Source organism: Bacillus sp. SIMBA_031 (assembly GCF_046535225.1).
Classification (GTDB): domain Bacteria; phylum Bacillota; class Bacilli; order Bacillales; family Bacillaceae; genus Bacillus; species Bacillus velezensis.
Window position 1 is genome coordinate 1 of record NZ_JAWRXC010000013.1, and the last position, 23,009, is coordinate 23,009.

Annotated in this window: 4 protein-coding genes; all 4 read left to right on the top strand. The window is 49.9% G+C overall.

All coding sequences use genetic code 11. The features are described 5' to 3' along the window. A partial coding sequence (locus SB724_RS18815) for a beta-ketoacyl synthase N-terminal-like domain-containing protein (RefSeq protein WP_410572291.1) occupies positions 1 to 2,697 on the top strand: 2,697 nt, incomplete at its 5' end. An 18-nt stretch (positions 2,698 to 2,715) separates the two neighbouring features. Next, positions 2,716 to 9,012 carry a type I polyketide synthase gene (locus SB724_RS18820; protein ID WP_410572293.1) on the top strand — a complete coding sequence of 2,099 codons (6,297 nt, stop codon included), beginning with the start codon at positions 2,716 to 2,718 and terminating at the stop codon, positions 9,010 to 9,012. 39 nt (positions 9,013 to 9,051) lie between these two features. Further along, the gene (locus SB724_RS18825) at positions 9,052 to 14,778 is read left to right on the top strand and encodes a type I polyketide synthase (protein ID WP_410572295.1); all 5,727 of its coding nucleotides are present in this window, start codon (positions 9,052 to 9,054) and stop codon (positions 14,776 to 14,778) included. A gap of 51 nt (positions 14,779 to 14,829) precedes the next feature. Continuing rightward, on the top strand, positions 14,830 to 23,009 hold an 8,180-nt coding region (locus tag SB724_RS18830; protein WP_410572297.1), incomplete at its 3' end, for an SDR family NAD(P)-dependent oxidoreductase.

Genomic DNA, 23,009 nt, shown 5'->3' on the forward strand with positions numbered 1-23,009 from the left:
ATGGGAAATCCGGGGCAGGCCGGTTATGCGGCAGCCAACGCATTTATGGATGTTTATGCAGCCCGCCGGAACCGTCTTGTGAGGGACAACAAGCGGAGCGGGCAGACCCTGTCTGTCAACTGGCCGCTTTGGGAAGAAGGCGGTATGCGCGTGGACAAAGAGACCGAACGGCTGATGTATGAACAGACCGGAATGAAAGCCATGCGATCGGCTTCAGGCATCCAAGCGCTGTACGCCGCTTTTGCCTCCGGAGAACACCAGGTCATGGTGGCAGAGGGCGACGAAAAACGGATTCGAAAAAACCTGATGCCTGAAACGCCGGAACCGTCCAATCGCATTCATGTGTCAAGGAAGACGCCCGTCCATATGCCGAATAAAGTACAAGCGGAACTCAAACATATGATATCAGGCATTCTGAAGGTGAAAGAAGACGAGATAGATGCTGAATCAGAGATGAGAGATTATGGCTTTGATTCGGTTTCATTCACGCAGTTTGCAAATGAACTAAATAAAATGTATGGGCTTGAACTGACACCGGCCGTGTTTTTTGAATATCCGACAGTCTTTAGTTTTGCCCAATACTTGCTGACGGAACATCCGGATACATTCGGCTCACAGGCAGAAACAGAAACGGAGAAACCGGTTGTGCGTAAAAAAATGAAGACGGAGCCATTCTTGATTCCGTCCCGTCTTCCTAAAACAAAAACCGCAGCTGTACCTGAGCCTGTGGCGATAATCGGAATCAGCTGTGCATTTCCAATGGCTGAAAATCCGGAAATGTTTTGGGAGAATTTAGCCGGAGAAAAGGACTGCATTTCTGAAATACCGCCGGAGCGCTGGGACTGGAGACAGTATTACGGAGATCCGCAGAAAGATAAAAATGCGAGCAATGTAAAGTGGGGCGGCTTCATTGATGAAACCGCTCAATTTGATCCTTTATTTTTCGGTATTTCTCCGCATGAAGCCGAAATGATGGATCCTCAGCAAAGGCTTTTAATGATGCATGTATGGAAAGCGATTGAAGATGCCGGCTGCTCTGCCAAAAGCCTGTCAGGTACAAATACAGGCATTTTTGCAGGCACGACAAACAGCGGTTACGCTCAGGAAGCTTCAAAGTTCCATATAGAGATTGAGGGTTCTTCCGCCGCCGGAACGGTTCCGTCAATCGGTCCGAACCGCATGAGCTATTTTCTGAATATACATGGGCCGAGCGAACCGATCGAAACCGCCTGTTCAAGCTCATTGGTCGCTGTTCACCGTGCGGTCAGGGCAATTCAGGCCGGAGACTGCGGCATCGCGATTGCAGGAGGCGTCAATGCTATTGTGTCGCCGGATATGCATATCAGCTTTAATAAAGCGGGAATGCTCAGTGAAGACGGGCGCTGCAAAACATTTTCCGATCAAGCGGACGGGTATGTCAGAGCTGAAGGTGCCGGCATGATTGTTTTGAAAACATTATCCGATGCGGAACGTGATGGCGACCGTATTTATGCCGTTATTCGCGGAACGGCGGAAAATCATGGCGGAAGGGCGGCTTCCCTTACATCGCCGAATCCGAAAGCACAGACAGAAGTCATGATAAAAGCGTATCAGCAAGCGAACATCGACCCCCGTACAGTGAGTTATATTGAAGCCCACGGCACGGGAACGGCGCTCGGAGATCCGATAGAAATCAACGGACTCAAAGCCGCTTTTGCAGCGCTTTATCAGAAAGCCGGAGTAACGGCACCCGATCAGCCTCATTGCGGCCTCGGTTCCGTCAAAACGAATATCGGCCACACAGAGCTTGCCGCCGGCATGGCCGGGCTTTTAAAAATTATTTTGCAGATGCAGCACAAAACGCTCGTTAAAAGTCTGCATTGTGAAACCGTTAATCCGTATATCAGCCTCGACGGCAGCCCGTTTTATTTCGTCCGCGACACTCAGCCGTGGAAAGCGGCGACTGATGATAGCGGAAATGAACTGCCGCGGAGAGCGGGTGTCAGCTCGTTCGGATTTGGCGGTGTCAACGCTCATGTCGTGCTCGAAGAATATGTTTCTCCTGTTGAAGAGAAACAATGGACGGCCGGTGAACTTCAGCCGTCCTTATTCATTCTCTCGGCAAAGACGGCGGAACAGCTGAAGGAACGTGCGGAACAGCTGAGCAGATATTTGGAAAAGACACATTCAGCTGACGGAACTTTTGAGGGTATCGCTTATACGCTTCAGCTTGGCCGGGATGAAATGGAAGAGCGCCTTGCCGTCATTGCTGAAACAAAAGAAGAGCTTACGAACGCGCTGAATGATTTCCTCAGCGGCAAGGAGGCGGGGCAGAATTTCTTTACAGGCCGGAACAAAGCGATGAAACAGCTGTTTACAGAGATGACGGACAACGCAGAAATGAGCGGGACCATAGATCAATGGATTGAAGCAGGAAAGTATGCGATGCTTGCAAAATTATGGGTGCAAGGCTTGCATGTCGACTGGAATAAATTATATCCGGACGAAAGTCCAAAAAAAGTCAGCCTGCCCGTCTATCCTTTTGCGAAAACACATTGCTGGATACCGCGCAGAGCGCAGCATATAAGGCACCGGGAGACTTATGAGACTGATATGTCCCCGCTTGAGACTTATGAGCACCTGCTTGATGAATTGGAGAGAAACGAAATAAGCATAGAAGCCGCTGTAAAAAGAACGATTGGTTTTTACAGGGATTAGCGTAATGGAGGAAACCATATGAAAGAGTTTCTGCACCGGGTTTTTTCTGACGTCAAAAATAAAAAAATGACAAAACAGGATGCGATCGGCATTTTGCGCGATTATGATATGCGGATGGGACTTCGCCAAGCGGATTCCCTTCATCCGCTTGCTCAGCAGCATATTTCCGATGAAACGGGACTGGGATTCTCGGCAGCTTTCAGCGGCCGGGAATTTTTTCTCGCTGATGTTTCTTTACAGCGTAAAAAGCTTATGCCCGGAGAACTTCTTTTGGAAATGGCGAGAGCTGCGGCTGTTTTGACAGTAAAGGAGACTGCGGCTGTCCGGCTGACGCATATCGTGTGGTCAAAGCCCATTCTGACTGAGGCTGAGCCATTCCATATCGAAATCAGGCTGATACCCGCAGAGGGTGAAGCCAAAAGGTTTGAGATTTACAATCCATTTTCTGCCGATTTCAGTCATCATGATGTGTACAGCCAAGGGACGATTCAGCCAGTTGATGCTGCGCCTGGCATGCTGGATATCAGCCGCTTGAAGGAAAACAGCGGTTCCCCGATGGATCAGCAGCAAATTGAAGCCATCACTCAGAACGATACCGTTCAATACAGTGAGCACATGAAAGGAATTGAGCGTATTTACGCCTCAGCAGGACGGATGCTGGCAGACATATCAATTCCATTGACAGACCAAAAAGAATCAGCCCGATTCGGCCTCCCTCCCTGTGTGATGCAAAGTGTGACAGAGGCATGCGCGCTGCTTGGCGGCAAAGAATATAAAACGCTCGCCCCGGTTTCATTGGACGAGCTTTTATTTTATGAACCTTGTCCTGACAAGGTATGGGCCGAGATACAAGAGAAGGCGGGGAGCTTTTATATTGATTTATGTGACGAAGAAGGGAAAATATGGGCTTCTCTGTCGGGGTTGAAGCTGCAGCCTGTCATCAAGACGGGCGCTCCCGGAAAAACCAATGCCGAACACTGCAGTGAACGTTTGTATGAACAAACGCTTCTTCAGCTCAAAACGCTTTTTGGCCTGACTACAAAAATTGCTGTTTCCAACATAGACACTGAAGAGCCGCTGGAAACCTACGGAATCGACTCAGTCACTGTGACGAAATTGAACCGCGAATTGTCTCTGCTTTTCGGTGACCTTTCCAAAACGGTTTTTTACGAATATAAGACACTGGGCTCCCTGGCAGCTCACTTTGTCACGGATTATCCAAAAGAATGCCGAAAGTGGACAAATGATGATGAGCACCGTTCAGGCATATCAGAACAGGTTTTGGCAAATGAAGATTTTCCGGTGCTTCCGTCGTTTATCAAGCGAAAGAAACGGCCTTCTTTATCCAATGAGAACCAGACAAAAGAAGGGATTGCGATTATCGGAGTCAGCGGACGTTATCCGCAAGCTGAAACACTTGAAGCGTACTGGGATAACTTAGCTGCCGGAAAAGACTGTGTCACGGAAATTCCCGAAGAGCGCTGGGAAAAGGACAAGTACTACAACCCTGATCCCGAAACGGCCGTGAAAGAAGGGAAAAGTTACAGTAAGCGGGGCGGGTTTCTGAAAGATGCCTCTTTCTTTGATCCGCTGTTTTTTCAAATTTCACCCCGTGATGCTTTGAATATGGACCCGCAGGAGCGTCTCTTTATTGAAATGTGCTGGCAGGTGCTGGAGGATGCCGGTTATACGAAGGAACAGCTTGAGAATCTGTATAACGGCCGGGTCGGCGTTTTTGCGGGCATTACGAAAAACGGGTACGGAATGTACTGGAAAAACGGCGGCACCCTGCAGCCGAAAACGTCGTTCAGTTCAGCGGTGAACAGAGTTTCCTATTTTCTTAATCTGAAAGGGCCGAGCATGCCGGTCGACACGATGTGCTCATCTTCGCTGACTGCAATCCATGAAGCGTGTGAAAACATCCTTCGCGGCGAATGCGACATGGCGATTGCCGGCGGTGTGAATGTGTATACGCATCCTTCGGCTTATGCGGAGCTCAGCGCCTATCGAATGCTTTCAAAAGACGGAACATGCAAAAGTTTCGGTGAAGGCGGGGACGGATTTGTTCCCGGTGAAGGCGTCGGGGCCGTGCTGTTAAAGCCGCTGTCAAAAGCGATGGCTGATAAGGACCATATTTACGGTGTGATTCGCGGCACTCATATTAATCACGGAGGCAGAACAAACGGGTATACAGTGCCGAGTCCGAGCGCCCAGGCTGACGTGATTTCCGGCGCGCTTGATAAATCAGGAATACATCCGCGGATGATCAGCTGTATCGAAGCCCACGGCACGGGCACTGAACTCGGAGATCCGATCGAGATTGACGGTTTGACCCGCGCATTTCAAACGAAAACGTCAGATAAAGGTTTTTGCGCCATCAGCTCAGTTAAATCCAATATCGGGCATTTGGAAGCCGCGGCAGGCATTGCCGGTGTAACGAAACTGCTGCTCCAGTTTCAAAAACGCAAGCTGGCCCCCTCTTTACATTGCCGGAAATTGAATCCGAATATTGTATTCGACCGGACGCCGTTTGTGGTGCAGCGTGAATTGGCAGACTGGAAACGGCCGGTCATTGAGGAAAACGGAGCGCAGAAAGAGATTCCGAGAATCGCGGGCATCTCTTCTTTTGGTGCGGGCGGGGCAAATGCCCACATATTGATAGAAGAATATATTGAACCTGATAGGGAGATTTCTGAGCCATTCACAGATGAAGATCCCGCAGTCATTTTATTATCCGCCAAACAGGAGGCCAGCCTGAAGCAGCGGGCGCAGCAGCTTCTTCAAGCGATCAGAAAAAATGACGTCACAGACAGCAGTCTCCGGGATGCGGCTTACACCCTTCAAACCGGAAGAGAAGCGATGGAAGAACGTGTGGCGTTTATCGTGACGTCGACAGAGCAGTTAGCGGAAAAACTGCAGCGTTTTATTGACGGCGGGACAGACGGCTGCTTCAGGGGAAAAAGCAAACAGTATAAAGACATTCTAACTGTTTTTAAGGATGAAGATATGCAGGACGCCGTCCGTAAATGGATGAAACGAAAAAAATTCGCGAAGCTTCTGGAACTTTGGGTAAAAGGGCTGAAGATTGATTGGTCAGAGCTTTATAATGGCAGCCTGCCGCACCGCATCAGCCTTCCCGGTTATCCATTTATAAAGGACCGGTATTGGCCGGTCGATGCAGCGCCGGACAATGTTCGTGATGCTGAAACACATTCTGAAACATTGCGTGAAACCCGCTTTTTACAGAAAAGCTGGGCAGAAAGCAGCAGTGTTTCGGTTAAGGAAGTGCGGGGCGTCATCGGAATAGCCGCCGATCACCAGACAGGAAATTTGGCCGTTGAGCTGTCCCGTTATTTCCCCGAGTCTGAAATCATTGACGCTGCGTCATCGAAAATATCCGGGGACGCGTCCCGGTTTGGCGGTCTGATTGATGTGACCGGATGCGGAACGGAAATCAATCATGATGACGGCTGGATTCATCGTCTTCAGTCTCTCATTGACAACAGAAACCGCGGTCGAAAGCTTCAGCTGCTTTGTGTGACAAAAGGGCTTGAACCTTTTGCAAATGAAACGATAAATCTCTCAGGTGCAAAAAAGGCCGGATTGTACCGGATGCTCCAAAGTGAGTATAAGGATATCCGCTCGCGGCATATGGATGCAGAACGGACTGCCGAAGATCCTGAGCTGGCAAACCAGATCGCAGAGGAGTTTTTTCGCGATTCTGAAGACATCGAAGTGTGTTACAGAAACGGTGTGCGCTATCACGCGCGGTTAAAGGAAACAAACAGCTTAGCTGAAAAAGAATTTTCATTTCCGAAACACCATGTGCTCTGGATCACCGGAGGGACCCGGGGACTCGGATATTTATTCGCCCGGCATTTTGCCGAACGTTACGGAGTCACGAAACTCGTGCTTACCGGAAAAGAAACAATGCCTCCGAAAGCGGAATGGGATGATCATATCAAACGGAATTCCCCGTTTTCTGAAAAAGTGAGAAGAATCAGAGAGCTCGAACAAAAAGGTGTCCGAACGGAAGTGCTGTCTGTATCTTCCGGCCCTGAATATGAGCAGGCCGTCAGCCGGGTGAAAGATCAAATGGGGCCGATAGGAGGCGTGTTACATGCAGCGGGAGCCGTAGATCTTGATCATCCGGCCTTTATCCGCAAAACAAGAGAACAGATGATGCCCGTGCTTGAGCCTAAAACAGACGGACTGGACCTGTTGTATCAAGCGTTGCACAAGGAGCCTCTCCGGTTTTTTGCGCTGTTTTCTTCAGTGTCCGGCGTGATGCCGGAATTAGGAGCGGGGCAAAGCGATTATGCCATGGCTAACGCCTATATGGATTATTTTGCGGCCGCAAAAGGTTTTCCGGTGCTGAGCATCCAATGGCCGAGCTGGAAAGAAACGGGTATGGGCGAATCAAAAAGCCGGGCCTATCTGAAAAGCGGTTTAAAGAGCATCACTGACAGAGAAGGGCTGAGCCTGTTTGATGCCATCATGGCAGGCGATTGCGGATCTGTTATTATGCCGGCCGTCATTCACCCGGAAAAATGGGAGCCTGACCGTCTGCTGCTTTCATCCGGCCTTACTGAAACAAAGCAGCAGGAACAGGCCGATACAGAAAGCGTTGAGGAGTGGCTGACGGGCATTTGCTGCCGGGAATTAAGACTGGAGCCGTCAAGATTTGAATCTGATACACCGTTTCAAGATTACGGAGCCGATTCCATCATGCTTGCCCAAGTGTCCAGAGCGATCGGAAAGAGGATCAAAGCTGACCTTGACCCGGCGGTGCTGTATGAATACCCTACGGTTGCTGCGCTGGCCGGATGGCTTGAAACAGCATATCCGGAAATCAAAGCTGCCGTTTCAAAACCGGTTCAGCCTGTAATCCCAGACGTTCCCAAACAAACAGCAGCTGCTGTTATTCAGCCTTCTGGTGCTAGAGCGGCGCAAGACATCGCTGTTGTCGGAATGTCCTGCCGTTTTCCGGGAGCTGAATCAATTGAAGCTTATTGGAAGCTGCTGTCTGAAGGAACGTCAGCCATTCAAAGGGTGCCGAAAGAGCGCTGGAAAACGGAGAAGGCGGATTATGCGGGCCTTTTAAAAAATGTAACGCATTTTGACCCGGAGTTTTTCCTTATTCCCGAAGAAGACATCAAGGCAATGGATATCCAGTCCTTTCTTATATTAGAAGAGGCGCTTCATCTGTTCAGAGACAGCGGTTACTCTTTACAAGAAATGAAAGGCAGGTCAGCCGGTGTCTATTTAGGAGGACGCGGCGGCAGTATGCCTGACGAAAACCGTCTGAAGCATGCAAAAAATCCGATAGTCGCTGCCGGCCCGAATTACTTAGCGGCCAATCTTTCTCAGTTCTTTGATTTGAAGGGGCCGAGTCTTGTTTTGGATACGGCCTGTTCTTCAGCGCTTGTCGGTATGAATATGGCGATACAGGCGCTTTCTTGCGGTGAAATCGACTCAGCGGTGGTCGGGGGAGTCAGTCTGCTGGAATCCGGTCAAACCCACCGGATGTTCGAACTTCGCAATCTGTTAAGCGAAGAGCCTGCGTTTCATATTTTTGACCGCCGCACCGGCGGCATCGTATTGGGAGAAGGCGTCGGAATGGTGTATTTAAAAACAGCGGCCCAGGCTGTAAAAGACGGGGACCGGATTCATGCGGTCATTAAAGGCATTTCCGTAAACAATGACGGCAGAACCGCGGGGCCTGCCACACCGAATATACAGGCGCAGAAAGAAGTGATGGCCAAGGCGCTTGCCAAAAGCGGCAGAAAAGCGGAGGATATCAGCTACATTGAAGCAAACGGTTCAGGCTCTGAAGTAACCGACCTTTTGGAACTGAGGGCGATTGAAGCGGTGTACCGTATGCAAAACAGCGCGCCTTGCGAATTGGGGTCGATGAAGCCGAATATCGGACACCCGTTATGCGCTGAAGGGATTGCCGGATTTATTAAAACAGTGCTTATGCTCTCGCGCCGAATGCGTGTGCCTTTCCTTTCGGGCAAAGAGCCGATGACGCATTACGATCTGTCCGCCTCGCCGTTTTATTTTTCGCACACTCTGCGTGAATGGACGGATTCACAGCTGATTGCCGCCGTCAGCAGTTTCGCTGACGGAGGGACGAATGCCCATGTCATAGTGGAAGCCTGGGAGCAAGAGGCGTATACCCCGGTCAGAAAGCCTTTGCCGAGACAGGAATTAAAACGCCGGCCTATTCGTTCGGACAAAGCCGAAAGCCTGCATGAAAACGCACATAAGTCCCGTCCGAATACGTTTTGGAAACAAATGAAGACTTACTGATTGCGCTGAAAATTGAACGTCGATATGGAGGAAGTTCATATGCAAGAGCAGCTTCTTATTAACAATCAGCATCCCGTTCTGAAACATCATAAAGCCTATGGAAAGGAACTGCTGCCGGGTCTGGCTTATATTGACCTGATCTATCAGACTTTCAGAGAAAACGGTTTTTTTTATGCCGGCCTTGAACTCAGGCACTTATCGATTTTTCACCCTTTAGCTCCTGAACAGGGAGAATCAATCCTGCTTTCCGTTGATTGTACAGAGAACGGCGAAGGGCAGTGGAAGGTGGAGGTGAAAGGGCAAAAACAAGGTGACGAAGCAGCAGAGACAAAGGTATATGCCGCGGCGCAAATGCATTCCGTCAAGCCCGCCGGCTTCCAAGAGAGCGTCCGGATGAATGCCGTAAAACAAACGGCGGCAGAAATACCGCTTGAGGACATTTACGCGGAATGCAGGGATCAAGAACTGGTTCATTCAGGAATGATGAAAGGCTGCGGAAGCGTCTACCAAACTGAAAAAGAGATTTATATTGATCTGTCGGTGCAAAAGGATCAGCTGGAACATGCAGAAGAGACGATGTTTCATCCCGCATTGATAGATGCGAGCAGCATCGGCTCCAATGTATATCTCGCTCCTTTGACGAGGGAGGAGGGGCAATTATTTCTGCCGCTGTTTTATGAATCGTTTTATTGCGCCGAATTGCTGCAGACAACATGTATCACCAAGATAAAAAAAGAATCCGTCACCCGTAAGAAAGATCTCGTTTACGTGACAATGGAGTTTTTCAATGAGGAAGGCAGAAAAGTCGGCGAACTGAAAAACTTCGCCAATAAACTGGTGAGGGACCCGGAACTGATCAATCAGAAACGGCAAAAGAAAGAACCTGACGGTCGGAATGCCGTCCCGGCTCCGCAAGCGGAAGCGGCGCCTTCTGAGCCCCGCCGTGCGGAGGCTTCCGCCGGCCTTACTGAACAGTGCATCCTTTATTTAAAAGAATTGCTTGCCGCCCGATTGAACAAACCTGTGAAAGAGATTGACCCGGATATCGGCTACTATGAAATGGGGCTGGATTCTCCGGGGCTGTTGGACATGGTAAAGGAAATTGAACAAAAAATCGGAACGCAGCTTCTGCCGACACTGTTATTTGAATACGCGACAATCGTGGAATTGGCGGGATATTTGTGCGAACATTACGGAGCCGGTTTCGGCCATGCTCAAAGCGGGCATTCAAGTGCTGAGCCTTTGCACCGGGAAAAAAAGAGGACGACCCAAATCCGCGTGAAAAAATCGGCGTCAGCCGGAACGCAGAATGGAGATATTGCGATTGTCGGGATGGCGGGACGGTACCCCGGCGCCAAAAATCTTCGTGAATTTTGGACAAATTTAAAAAATGGAGAAAACAGCGTAACGGAAGTGCCTCGTTCCCGCTGGGATACGAGGACATATGAGCATTTGCGATCGCCGTCCGGCAAGCCGATTTCCAAATGGGGCGGTTTTATAGACGATCCGGATTGTTTTGATGCGAAATTTTTCCGGATTTCTCCGCGAGAGGCAGAAGCTAAAGATCCGCAAGAACGATTGTTTTTAGAAACATGCTGGGAAACGATTGAGGATGCGGGCTACACCCCGGAAACAATCGTTCAGCCGAAAGGGCCGAATAAGAGAATGAACGTCGGTGTGTTTGCCGGGGTGATGCATATGGATTATTCTCTCGCCGGCGCTGAAGCTGCGGCCAAAGGGCTGGTCTTTCCTTATCCCTTGAACTATGCGCCGATCGCAAACCGGGTTTCATATTTTTGCAATTTTCACGGGCCGAGCATGGCGGTTGACACGGTGTGTTCGTCATCTCTGACGGCCGTCCATATGGCGGCGGAAAGTCTGAGACGCGGTGAATGTGAAGCAGCTCTTGCCGGAGGCGTCAATTTATCATTGCACCCGACAAAATATATCACATACGGCTTAATGGATATGCATTCGAGTGACGGGCTGTGCCGCACGTTCGGCGAAGGCGGCACAGGCTATGTCTCAGCTGACGGCATCGGAGCCGTGCTGCTGAAGCCGCTCTACAAGGCTGAAGAAGATAAGGATCATATTTATGCGGTGATAAAAGGCAGCGCCGTCAATCACGTGGGGACCGTCAGCGGGATTACCGTGCCGAGCCCCGTGGCGCAGGGGGATATGATAGCTGAATGTCTTGAAAAGACGGGGATCGATCCCCGGACGATTTCTTATGTGGAAGCGCACGGAACCGGAACTTCTTTAGGAGATCCGATTGAAATACAAGGTCTTGTTAAAGCTTACCGCACGTTTACAGAGGATCGGCAATTTTGTGCGATCGGTTCCGTTAAATCGAATATCGGACATGCGGAATCAGCCGCCGGGATCAGCGGGCTTCATAAAACGGTTTTGCAGCTGTTTCACAAAACGCTTGTCCCTTCTTTGCACTCAGAGACGATTAATCCGTATCTCCGTTTAGAGGACTCGCCATTTTACGTGCAGCAAAAAACCGAGTCATGGAAAAGGCCGGCGTATACAGAGAACGGCCGTGAACATTCCTGTCCGAGACGCGCGGGCATCAGTTCATTTGGGGCGACGGGTTCAAACGTTCATCTCATTTTAGAAGAGTACAGGCCCAAAAACCCCGGCATTACGGAGAATCAAGAGAGACCGTATATCGTGCCTCTATCAGCGAAAAATTCGGAGCGGCTGAAGGAATACGCTGCCCGCCTGCTGATGTTTCTCAAAGATAAAGCGCTTGAAGGAAGCGGGCCGCTTCATGACAAAAGAGATACAATGCAAAATCAGCTGGAAAATGCGTTGCGCAGTGTTCTGGCGGAAGTTCTGCATGTAGAGGCCGGCTCGGTAGATGATGAACAGGATTGGAAGGAATTCGGCTTGGATGTCATGCAGCTGGCACAGTTTTCTGAGCTGATGACGGACCGATACGGGCTGGCAATAGACATGACTGATCTCATACAGCATACTTCCGTCCAGACTTTAGCAGAATGTCTTACAAACGATGAGAAACATAAGGATATTCTTTCCGGTCTTTTCGGTCAGTCGGGCTTAGATAAGCAGCCTGATGAATCTTTTTCCCTGCGGTCACTGGCGTATACGCTGCAAACGGGACGGCTGGCAATGGAAGAACGGCTTGTTTTTTTAGTGAACGATCAAGCGGACCTGATCAGGAAATTAACTGAATTTACAGAACAAAAACGGCAGATTGACGGCTGCTTTCAAGGGCGGTCTGATAGCGGAACGGAAATCAGAGGTTTCCTGAATGATGATCAGGATACGGAGGAGCTGATCCGAAAATGGATGGACAGCGGCACTTACAAAAAACTTGCGGAGCTGTGGTCAAAAGGATTTGAGATAGACTGGACGCGGCTGTATCAGGAGGAGAAACCGCGCAGGATGAGTCTGCCGACATATCCGTTTGCAAAGGAACGATATTGGATACCGGAGCCCGATCATCCCGTCACTTCCGTAAATACAGAAAGCAGGCTTCACCCGCTGCTTCACCGCAATACATCAGATTTGTTAGAACAAAAATTCAGTACGATACTGAACGGAGATGAATTCTTCTTAGCCGATCATATCGTCCGAAACAAGCGTGTTCTCCCCGGGGCGGCTTATCTTGAAATGGCGAGAGCCGCGGCTGAACTGGCTGCCGCGCCGTTAGCCGCTGAATACACGGCTAAAACCGGCATTTCGCTGCGGTATATCAGCTGGATACGCCAGGCCGTTCACAAAAAAGAGCCTCTGCGTATGACGACAGGGCTTTCTTTGGAGGATAACGGCAATGTTTCATTTCAAGTGTACAGCAATGAAAATGATTCAGACATTTATTGTGAAGGAAGCGCTGTGATTGAGCCGCTGTCTGAGGCGCCGGTTTTGCATATTGAACAGCTGAAAGCGCGATGCCGCAAAAAAGTGCTGTCAAAAGAAGACTGCTATACGGCGTTTGCAAAGGCGGAAATTGTATACGGACCTTCACATCAAGGAATTGATCACATTTATTGCGGGGAAAAAGAAGCCTTGGCTAAATTGGTGCTCCCTGCTTCCGTTTCTGATGAGGCTGAACAGTTTGTGCTCCATCCGAGTCTGATAGATTCCGCTTTTCAGGCGGCCATCGGCGTTATGAATGAAGATCAAGCGGGTTATCCGGAGCAGCCGTTAATGCCTTTTGAATTGCATGAACTGACCGTTTTTCATCCGTGCAGTCCAAACATGTGGGCGGCCGTATTTGTGACGCATGAAACACCGGCCGTACGAAGAATGGACATTGATATATGTGATGAACGCGGCAATGTGTGTGTAAGGATAAAAGGATTTTCTGCCCGGATGGCCGAAAGTGCGCCGGCCGTAACCGATAATAAGCAATACGATCTGCCGGGTAACCTTACCGGAGCCGTCAAACTGATGCAGGTATGGGACGCGGAACCGATAGACAACCAAACCGGCTTCCACATTTCTGAAGCAAAAGCTGTCATCATGGGCGGTACAGACGGGCAGGCGGACGCGGTTTTACGATTGTTTCCTAAAGCTGTGCGATTTGATATCGGCCAAAGTGCTTCCGTTGAAGTGATATCTGATCGGCTCCGCCGTCTCGGTGAGGTTCAGCATATGATCTGGTTTGCCCCTCAGCCGGCTGATTCTGACAGCCATGATCAAAAAAGCGGGGTGCTGCAAATTTTCAGAGCGGCCAAAGCTCTTATCGGTCTCGGGTATGGAAAAGAGCAGCTCGGGATGACGGTGATTACGCACCAAGCACAGCCTATCACCCAATATGATGAGGTGCGTCCCGCTCATTCCGGTGTGCACGGTTTCGTCGGGTCTCTCGCTAAAGAACATCCGAGCTGGCACATCCGTCTGGCCGATCTTGAAGACGGGGGGGATTTCCCCGCAGAAGACATATTCAGCCTGCCCCGCGACCGTACGGGTAAAGCATGGGTGCGCAGACATCATGAATGGTACCGGTCTCAATTGCTTCCGGTCCAAAGCGAGCCGTCTGAAAGTGTTCCTTACCGCTATGGAGGCGTATATGTCATCATCGGCGGTGCGGGAGGCATCGGCGAGGTTTGGACAGATTATATGGTGACGACGTATAAAGCCCGAATCGTCTGGATCGGGAGGCGGCCGCTGGACAGCCGGATACGCCAAAAAATAGACCGGTACCGGTCATCAGGCCCGGCTCCCGAATATATAGCCGCAGATGCTTCTGATCTTCCATCGCTTCAGCGCGCCTATGAACAGATTAAAAACACATACGGCACCATCAGCGGCGTCGTTCATTCAGCGATGGTATTTGCGAATGAAAGCGTAAAAGATATGGAAGAATCACAGTTTCACGCCGGCCTTGCGGCGAAAGTGGATATTTCCGTCAACATTGCCGAAGTATTTGCGAAAGAGTCTTTAGACTTTATTCTCTTTTTCTCTTCGGTTATTTCATATATTAAGAATCCGAACCAAAGTCATTATGCGGCGGGGTGCGCATTTAAAGACGCATTTGCCCATGAGCTTTCCGGACGGCTGTCATGCCGGGTCAAAGTGATGAACTGGGGTTATTGGGAGCGGGCTGACAATCACATTTCTGAAGAGTTTGACAGACTGAGTGCAATCGGTCTCGGGCTGATCAGCCGGGCGGAAGGGATGCAGGCGCTGGAAACTCTGCTGACGCAGCCGATCTCCCGTATGGGGCTGATGAAGCTGACCAAGCCGATTCCGATCGAGGGAATGAACCCTCATGAATTTGTGACTATCTGATTGCCTGTCAAAATGACGGAGCAAATTTAATTTTCTTAGGAGGATAAGGTTTTGGGTAAGGGAGACAAACAAAAAGACCGTACACAGTTATCCTTAAGAACAGAAATAAGCAATCAAATGAAAGAATTGAATCGGCTTTTGCTGCAAGTGCTGCGGGTGACGCTGCGTTCAATGGGTCTGACCGGCGAAGCGCCGGCGGCTTCCTGTCTGCCTTTATATGAGCGCTGGCTGGAAGAAAGCATCCGTCTTTTAGACAGCGATTTTAAAAGCGGTGAAACGGCCGCGGTTTGGGAAGAGTGGCATAAGAAGAAAAACGAATGGCTGAAAGATCCGGATATGAAAGCGCAGGCTCTGCTGGCGGATACCGTCATTCAAGCTTTGCCTGACATTTTAACAGGCAAAATAAAAGCCACTGACGTGATGTTTCCCGATTCTTCAATGGAGCTTGTTGAAGGAATCTATAAGCATAACATTCTCGCTGATTATTACAACGATGTGCTGGCAAATGAAGCGTGTATTTATGTGGAAAATGTAATTAAAAACAATCCTGAGGCAAACATCCGTCTGCTGGAGATCGGAGCGGGCACCGGCGGAACGAGCAGCACACTGTTTAAAAAGCTCCGCCCCTATCAAAACCATATTCAGGAATACTGTTATACCGACTTGTCAAAAGCTTTTTTAATGCATGCCGAAAAGGAATACGGCGCGGACAATCCGTATTTGACGTATCAGCTGTTTAATGTGGAGAAGCCTGCGGCGGGCCAGGGATTACATCTAAGAACCTACGATATCGCTATTGCCGCAAACGTGCTGCATGCCACCAAAAATATCCGGAAAACCTTACGGACGGCAAAAGCCGTATTGAAAAAGGACGGTTTGCTGCTCGTTAATGAACTGGGCGGGCATACGCCGTTTACACATGTTACATTCGGCTTATTAGAGGGCTGGTGGCTGTACGAAGACGAGGCGCTGCGGATTCCGGGGTGCCCCGGTCTTTATCCGGAAACATGGAAATCCGTTTTAATGGCTGAAGGTTTTCATTCCATTCAATTTCCGGCTGAAAACGAACGTTTGCACACCCAGCAGATTATCACGGCGAAAAGCAACGGAGTCATCAGGCAGAGCAGGGAAGCTTACACCGCGCAAAAGCGCCAATCAAACGTACCGCAAACATCCTCTGATCGTCAGCTCCCCATCAAACAAGCGGGAGAGGGGCTTTCGGAAAAGACAGCGGCTTTTCTGATAAGGGCTGCGGCAAAAGTATTAAAAATGCCGGCAGAAGAGATAAATCCGCTGGCTCCTCTGGATGAATACGGCATTGACTCTATTCTGATCGTTCAGCTGACGAATGAGCTGCGGGATCTCGTCCCTGATATCAGCAGCACGCTGTTTTTTGAATACCGGACGATAGAAGAGCTTGCCGCATACTTGGCTGAAACGAAGGAGCGCAAACTGCATGCGCGATTTTCTGAAGAAGTCCGTCATACTGAAGCGGCATCATCCGGCTCTTTGCTTGAAAAAAGCACAGAGTACCTGAAACAGATCGTCAGCGCCATCTTAAAGATGCCGATTGAGGACGTTCAAGCCCATACGCCCCTTGAAGAATACGGAATCGATTCCATCTTAATCGTACAGCTGACCAACCGCGTGCGGGAAGACATACCTGATATCAGCAGCACTTTGTTCTTCGAGTATCCGACAATCGGCGGATTAGCGGAATATCTCGTCAGCTCAAGACAGGATGATATGGCTGGGATTTTCAAGACAAATAAAGAAGCCGAAAAGGGGCCGCACATATTACAGAAAAAGCAAAGCCGCAAAAAAAGCGCCGGATTCACGAAGCGCCAAGCGGCATCTTTTTCTGAAACAGCGCCGCCCGCTTCTGAACCGCCGTCAAAACACTTTGAAGTGGCAATTGTCGGTCTTGCCGGACGGTACCCCGGAGCTGAAAATGTTAATGAGTTCTGGGAACGGTTAAAGACCGGTGAACACGGAATCACTGAAATTCCGAAAGACCGCTGGGATTGGCGGGACTACTATGATGAGACAAAAGGTAAGGAAGGCCGGATGTATACGAAGTGGGGCGGCTTTTTAACAGATATTGATAAATTTGATCCGCTGTTTTTTAAAATCTCCCCGAAAGAAGCGGAGCGCATGGACCCGCAGGAGAGACTGTTTCTGGAAACCGCTTATGCGGCCCTTGAGGATGCCGGATATACCCCTGATTCACTATGCGCCCGTAAAAAGGTTGGTGTCTTTGCGGGTGTCATGAACGGCAACTATCCGACAGGGGCCCACTACCACTTTATCCCGAACCGCGTATCCTATGTGTTTGATTTTCACGGTCCGAGCATCGCGGTCGATACCGCATGCTCCTCATCCTTAACCGCCATTCATCTCGCCGCAGAAAGCATCAGAACAGGTGCATCTGAATGCGCGATTGCCGGCGGCGTAAACCTGATTACAGATCCGGTTCATTATATCGGACTTTCTTCTATGAGAATGCTGTCACCGTCAAATGCGTGCAAAGCGTTCGGTGATAAGGCTGACGGGTTTGTTGACGGAGAGGGCGTCGGCTGTATCGTGTTAAAGCCGTTGAAGAAGGCTGTTGAAGATCATGATCATATATACGGTGTCATTAAAGGAAGCGCTCTGAACGCCGGCGGCAAAACGAACGGGTTCACCGTTCCGAATCCGAATGCACAAGGAGAAGTGATCGCAGAGGCGTTGGAGCGGGCAGGTATTGATCCGAGAGCAATCAGCTATCTGGAAGCCCACGGCACCGGCACTTCCTTGGGAGATCCGATTGAAATCGCAGGGTTAACCAAGGCTTTCCGACGCTATACGGATGCAAAACAGTTTTGTTCCATCGGTTCTGTTAAATCCAATATCGGACACCTGGAAAGTGCGGCGGGCATTGCTGCGGTCACCAAAATTCTTCTTCAGATGAAACACGGATATCTGGTGCCGTCGCTGCATTCAAAGCAGCTGAACCCGGAAATTAATTTTGAAACTTCTCCTTTTATCGTGCAGCAGGACACAGCGGAATGGAGACGGCCGGTCATAGAATCTGAAGGAGTAACACGGGAATATCCGAGAATCGCGGGTACATCTTCTTTCGGAGCGGGCGGTGCAAATGCCCATCTGCTGATAGAAGAGTATGAACCGGCTGAAATGAGTTCGGCAGACACCGGCCGTCCGGCGCTTTTTGTTTTATCGGCAAAAGATAAAGACCGCTTGCGCGAGCGGGCTCTGTTGCTGTCGGATGCCGCCGGAAACGGAACAATTACAGATGCGAACCTGCTTGACGCGGCATTTACCCTTCAAGTCGGCAGGGTCCCGATGGAAGAACGGCTGGCGATGACAGCGGACTCTGTTTCTGAATTGGAACAGAAGCTGACTGCTTTTCTGAATAATGCTGGTTCCGTAAGCGGGGTGTTTACAGGCCGGGGTGATAGTGCTGTCACGGAGACGGAAGGCACAGTCAGTGATTGGATGGAAAAACGTCAATTTGACAGTTTTTTGAATGCCTGGGTTCACGGGACGCCCGTCGATTGGGCATCTTTATATAAAGGCGCGCTGCCGCATCGTATCAGTCTGCCGTCTTATCCATTTGCAAAAGAAAGCTACTGGATGAAGCGGGAAGAACCAAAAACAGGAACAACTGAATATGTGCATCCTTTCCTGCATGAAAATACGTCAACCTTGGCGGAGCAAAGCTATCATACATCTTTTACAGGCCGGGAACACGTTTTCCAGAATGTGAGCGGGGAGCGGGTTCTGTCGGCAGCCGTTTATTTAGAAATGGCGCTTGCGGCTTTTCATCATGCGGCAGACAGCTCTGAAGAAAAAGAGATATGGATCCGAACGGCGGCATGGACTGACCCGATTACCAGCGGACATCACGGTGCGGGCGTCAACCTCTCCCTTCTGTCTGAAGACGAGGAAGGCATCCATTATGAAATATACAGTGACGAAGAGAAGCTGCATCATTATGGAATCATCGGACAAGGGAACATACAGCCATCCCGCGTGCTGGATATTGCCTCCTTACAAAAAGACTGCCGCCCGCTGTCATTCGATTATGAAACACCAGGCACGTCAGGTGTAACGATCAGTAAGGAGTTCCGCACCGTTGAAAAGCTTTATGCGGGAGAAAATGCGGTTTGGGCGAAGCTTGCTCTTATAGATGAAAGCGGCTGTAATCCGGGATATCATCTGCCGCCGGAATTTCTGGACGCAGCTTTTCAAGTCCTGGCAAAAACGGAGCCGTCAGTCCATATCGTGCCTGAAGCGGTTGAAGAACTGCGCGTCATGCGTCCGTGCTCATCCGGCATGTGGATGTATATTAATAAAAAGAATCAAACCGGCTGTGACATTCAATTTTGTGACGAAACCGGCACTGTCTGCGCAGAAATCAAAGGGATAAGAATGAGACAGCCGTCTCAGCAGGATCACGGGCAAGAGGAACAATCCGAGATGATGATATTTGAAGAAATGTGGACGCAGCAGCCTCTGAAGAAATCCATTCATGAAGAGCTGAAAACGGTCATCTGTTTTCTTACGGGAGAAGCTGCCAGAAAGCATGCTTATCAGTCTTTACAATCCCTTTATCCGGGAGCCGGTGTGTTTTTTATTTCACAGGGTGAGGAAACTCAAAAGCTTTCAAACACGCATTATCAAATTAAAATTACTGACGGACAAGCATATCAAGAAACGTTTCGGCATATTGAAACGGCTGCAGGCAAAGCGGATGCCATTTTGTATGGGTGGCCGCTTGAAGATGAAAAGGCCGTGAAAGACTATTCCATTCTGTATCATGTGATCCGCGCAGCTGCTTCTTTGCGTTTTAAACCGAGGCGAATCCTTCTTTCCGCTCAGTGCGGGATTGATACCGATATCAGTTACGCCGAGTCATGGATCGGGCTGGAACGGTCGCTGAAACTGATTTTGCCGGAGACGGATACGGCCGCGGTTTATTTTGGACAAAAAGGACCGTTAGAAAAACTGATCCATAACGTATGTGAAGAACTTCACAGCGAGTCGTTCCGCAGTGTCATGTACAGTGGGGAAATTCGTCACGTCATGGAAATGAAGCAGACGGATATTGCCCCTGTTGAGAAGCGTGTGATAAAAAGCGGGAAAACGTACTTGATTACCGGCGGATGCGGGGGATTAGGCTTGTTATTTGCCGGATATTTCGCTGGAAAAGGACCGGTGACGTTCATTTTGACGGGGAGATCAGCGGCAGGCGGCCCGGTGCTGAACAAGATGAAGAGATTGGAAGAATCAGGCGCCAAGGTGTTTTACGTGCAGGCGGATGCCGCAGATCAGGCTCAGATGGAGAAAGGTTTGCAAGAAGCGAAAGAGAAAGGATGCGGGCCGATTCACGGTGTCATTCACGCTGCAGGTCTTCAAGGCACTAAAAGCATTCTGGAGAAAGATCTGCAAACCTTTCAGCAAGTCTTATCGCCAAAAGCGGACGGCACCGCGGTGTTAGATCAGGTTCTGTCACGGGAGCCGCTTGACTTCTTCTGTTGTTTCTCTTCTTCTTCAGCGATTTTAGGAGACTTCGGTTCTTGTGACTACGCGATGGGGAACCGCTTCCAAATGGCTTTTGTCCGTCATCGGGAAAAACTTGTGAGCCTCGGACTCAGAAGCGGCAAGTCACTTGCAATCAATTGGCCTCTTTGGAAAGAAGGGGGGATGCATGTCGGCACGGCGAAAAGCACCGATATGTATTTAAAATCAAGCGGACAGCGTTATTTATACACAGAGGAAGGACTCGACGCTTTTGAAACATTGTTAGTCCAGCCGTCCAGCCAGTATCTCGTCCTGGCCGGTTTTCCGTCGAGGGCCAAACGCTTCCTGCAGATAGATCAAGGCGAACGGCCGATTTCGGGTTCTGTAAACAGGAACGTCCCGTTTTCAGGAAGGCGGAGTGAAATGAAAGGCTTTACACTGGAAGAATGCGTAAGCTGGGATGTGAAAGAACTGGCGGCGGGGCTTTTGAAAATAGACAAGAACAGACTGACGGCCGCTGACAATCTGGCTGATTTCGGCTTTGATTCTATCAGTTTGGCGGAATTCGCCTCTTCTTTGTCCGCTCATTACGGAATTGAAGTGACACCGGCCCTGTTTTTCGGACATTCCACACTGGAGAAGGTCGTCCGCTATTTTCTGACGGAACACAAGTCCGTCATGGAGCATGTCTATGAAGAAAAGAAACCTGAATCCGCAGATCAATCTGTCTTTGAAAAGGCAGGAACGGAAAAGCGAAAGAAGCAGAGGGGAAGAAATAAGCTGAACGCCGGAACCGAGGGCAGTCAGGCAGCTGATTCCATTGCCATTATCGGCATGAGCGGCCGATTTCCTCAGGCGCGCACGGCGGACGAGCTGTGGGACATTCTGTTTCAGGAAAAGGATGTTGTCGCACCGGTCGCAAAAAAAGGTTTCACAAGTTCAAAATGGAAACTAGGCGCTGTACCGGGGGCGGACGAATTCGACCCTTTATTTTTTGAAATATCGCCGAGGGAAGCTGAAACGATGGATCCGAAACAGCGGCTGCTTCTTCAGGAAGCGTGGAGGGCCCTTGAGGACGCCGGCTACGGCGCCAGTCACATCAGGCAGCAGACGATCGGTATGTTTGTGGGGGCGGAAGAAGGAGATTATCACCTTTTAACACAGGACAAAGGCAATGTCACGTCTCATCATAACGGTATTTTGGCGGCGCGGCTGGCTTATCACTTGAATTTATCAGGTCCTGTGATGGCGATAAATACAGCATGTTCTTCGGGACTCGTTTCTGTCCATCAGGCGGTATTAAGCCTGCAGAATAAAGAGTGCACAACAGCTGTTGCGGCCGGGGTGAATATCATGAATACCCCGGACTTTTTTGAAACGATAGATAAAGCCGGAATGCTGTCGGAAAACGGGAAATGCTTCGCGTTTGATAAAAGGGCTGACGGCATGGTTCCGGGGGAAGCGGCCGCGGCGGTTGTTCTGAAGCCGCTGAGAGGGGCGGAAGCGGATGGTGATCCGATTTACGGGGTGATTCGGGCGAGCGGCATCAATTATGATGGGAAAACAAACGGAATTACCGCTCCGAGCGGCGTCGCGCAGACCCGGCTGCTTACTTCCGTTTATGACCGGGGCCGTATCAACCCTGAAGATATCGAATATATCGTCACACACGGCACAGGTACAAAACTCGGTGATCCGGTGGAAATTAACGCGCTTTATGACGCATTTTCTGCCTATACAAACGAAGAAGCATTTTGCGCGCTCACATCAATTAAAACCAATATCGGCCACACGTTTGCCGCATCAGGCATTGTCAGTTTGATCAGTCTTTTACAGGCGTTCTCCCGTGAAATGATTCCCGCCAGTCTGCATTGCAGCGGGGAAAACCGCTATATCAACTGGGAGAAGAGTCCTTTTTATGTGAATAAAACGGGTAAACCGTGGCCTTCTCTGCCGGGTAAAAACCGAATGGGGGCAGTCAGCGCATTCGGGATGAGCGGAACAAACGCCCATGTCGTTATGGAAAGCTATAAGCGCAATGCTTCACCTCATCGTGATGCCCCTGCATATTTACTTACTTTGTCTGCAAAAACAGAGGAGGCCCTTCAGGAAAAAATCGAAGATATGATCACTTGGGCGGAAAATGGCGGACTGAAAGAAAATGATCTGGCCCAGCTCAGCTATACGTTGTTAAAAGGACGGCATCACTTTAACCATCGCGCCGCCATCGTAGTGCAAGATGCTGATGACGCAGTGTATGTATGGAAGCAGGCAAAGCTTAATGAACATCATCCTTATGTGTTTTCGGGAAAAGTACCGCAGCACTTTGCAGGCCGTCAGCATATTCAGGAGCACATAATAGAAGTGCTCGGCAAGTGCAGCGCCTCATATTCTGACCATAGAAAATATCAGGAGCTGTTATGCGTGCTGGCAGATTTTTATTGTCAAGGTTATGAAATCGAAGGGGACTTGCTTTATGGCGGACCTTTGCCGCGAATCGGCAATCTGCCGGGCTACCCGTTTGCCAGGCAGACGTATTGGACATCCGATCGTCTTCAGAGAGAGCTTGAAAGCCGGAATTCAGCTGAACGTGAAAAGCTCCACCCGCTGCTCCATACGAATACATCGACCTTTACCGCCCAGCGCTTTACTTCTGTTTTTTCAGGGCATGAACCGTTTTTTGCGGATCATATCGTCAATGGAAAACC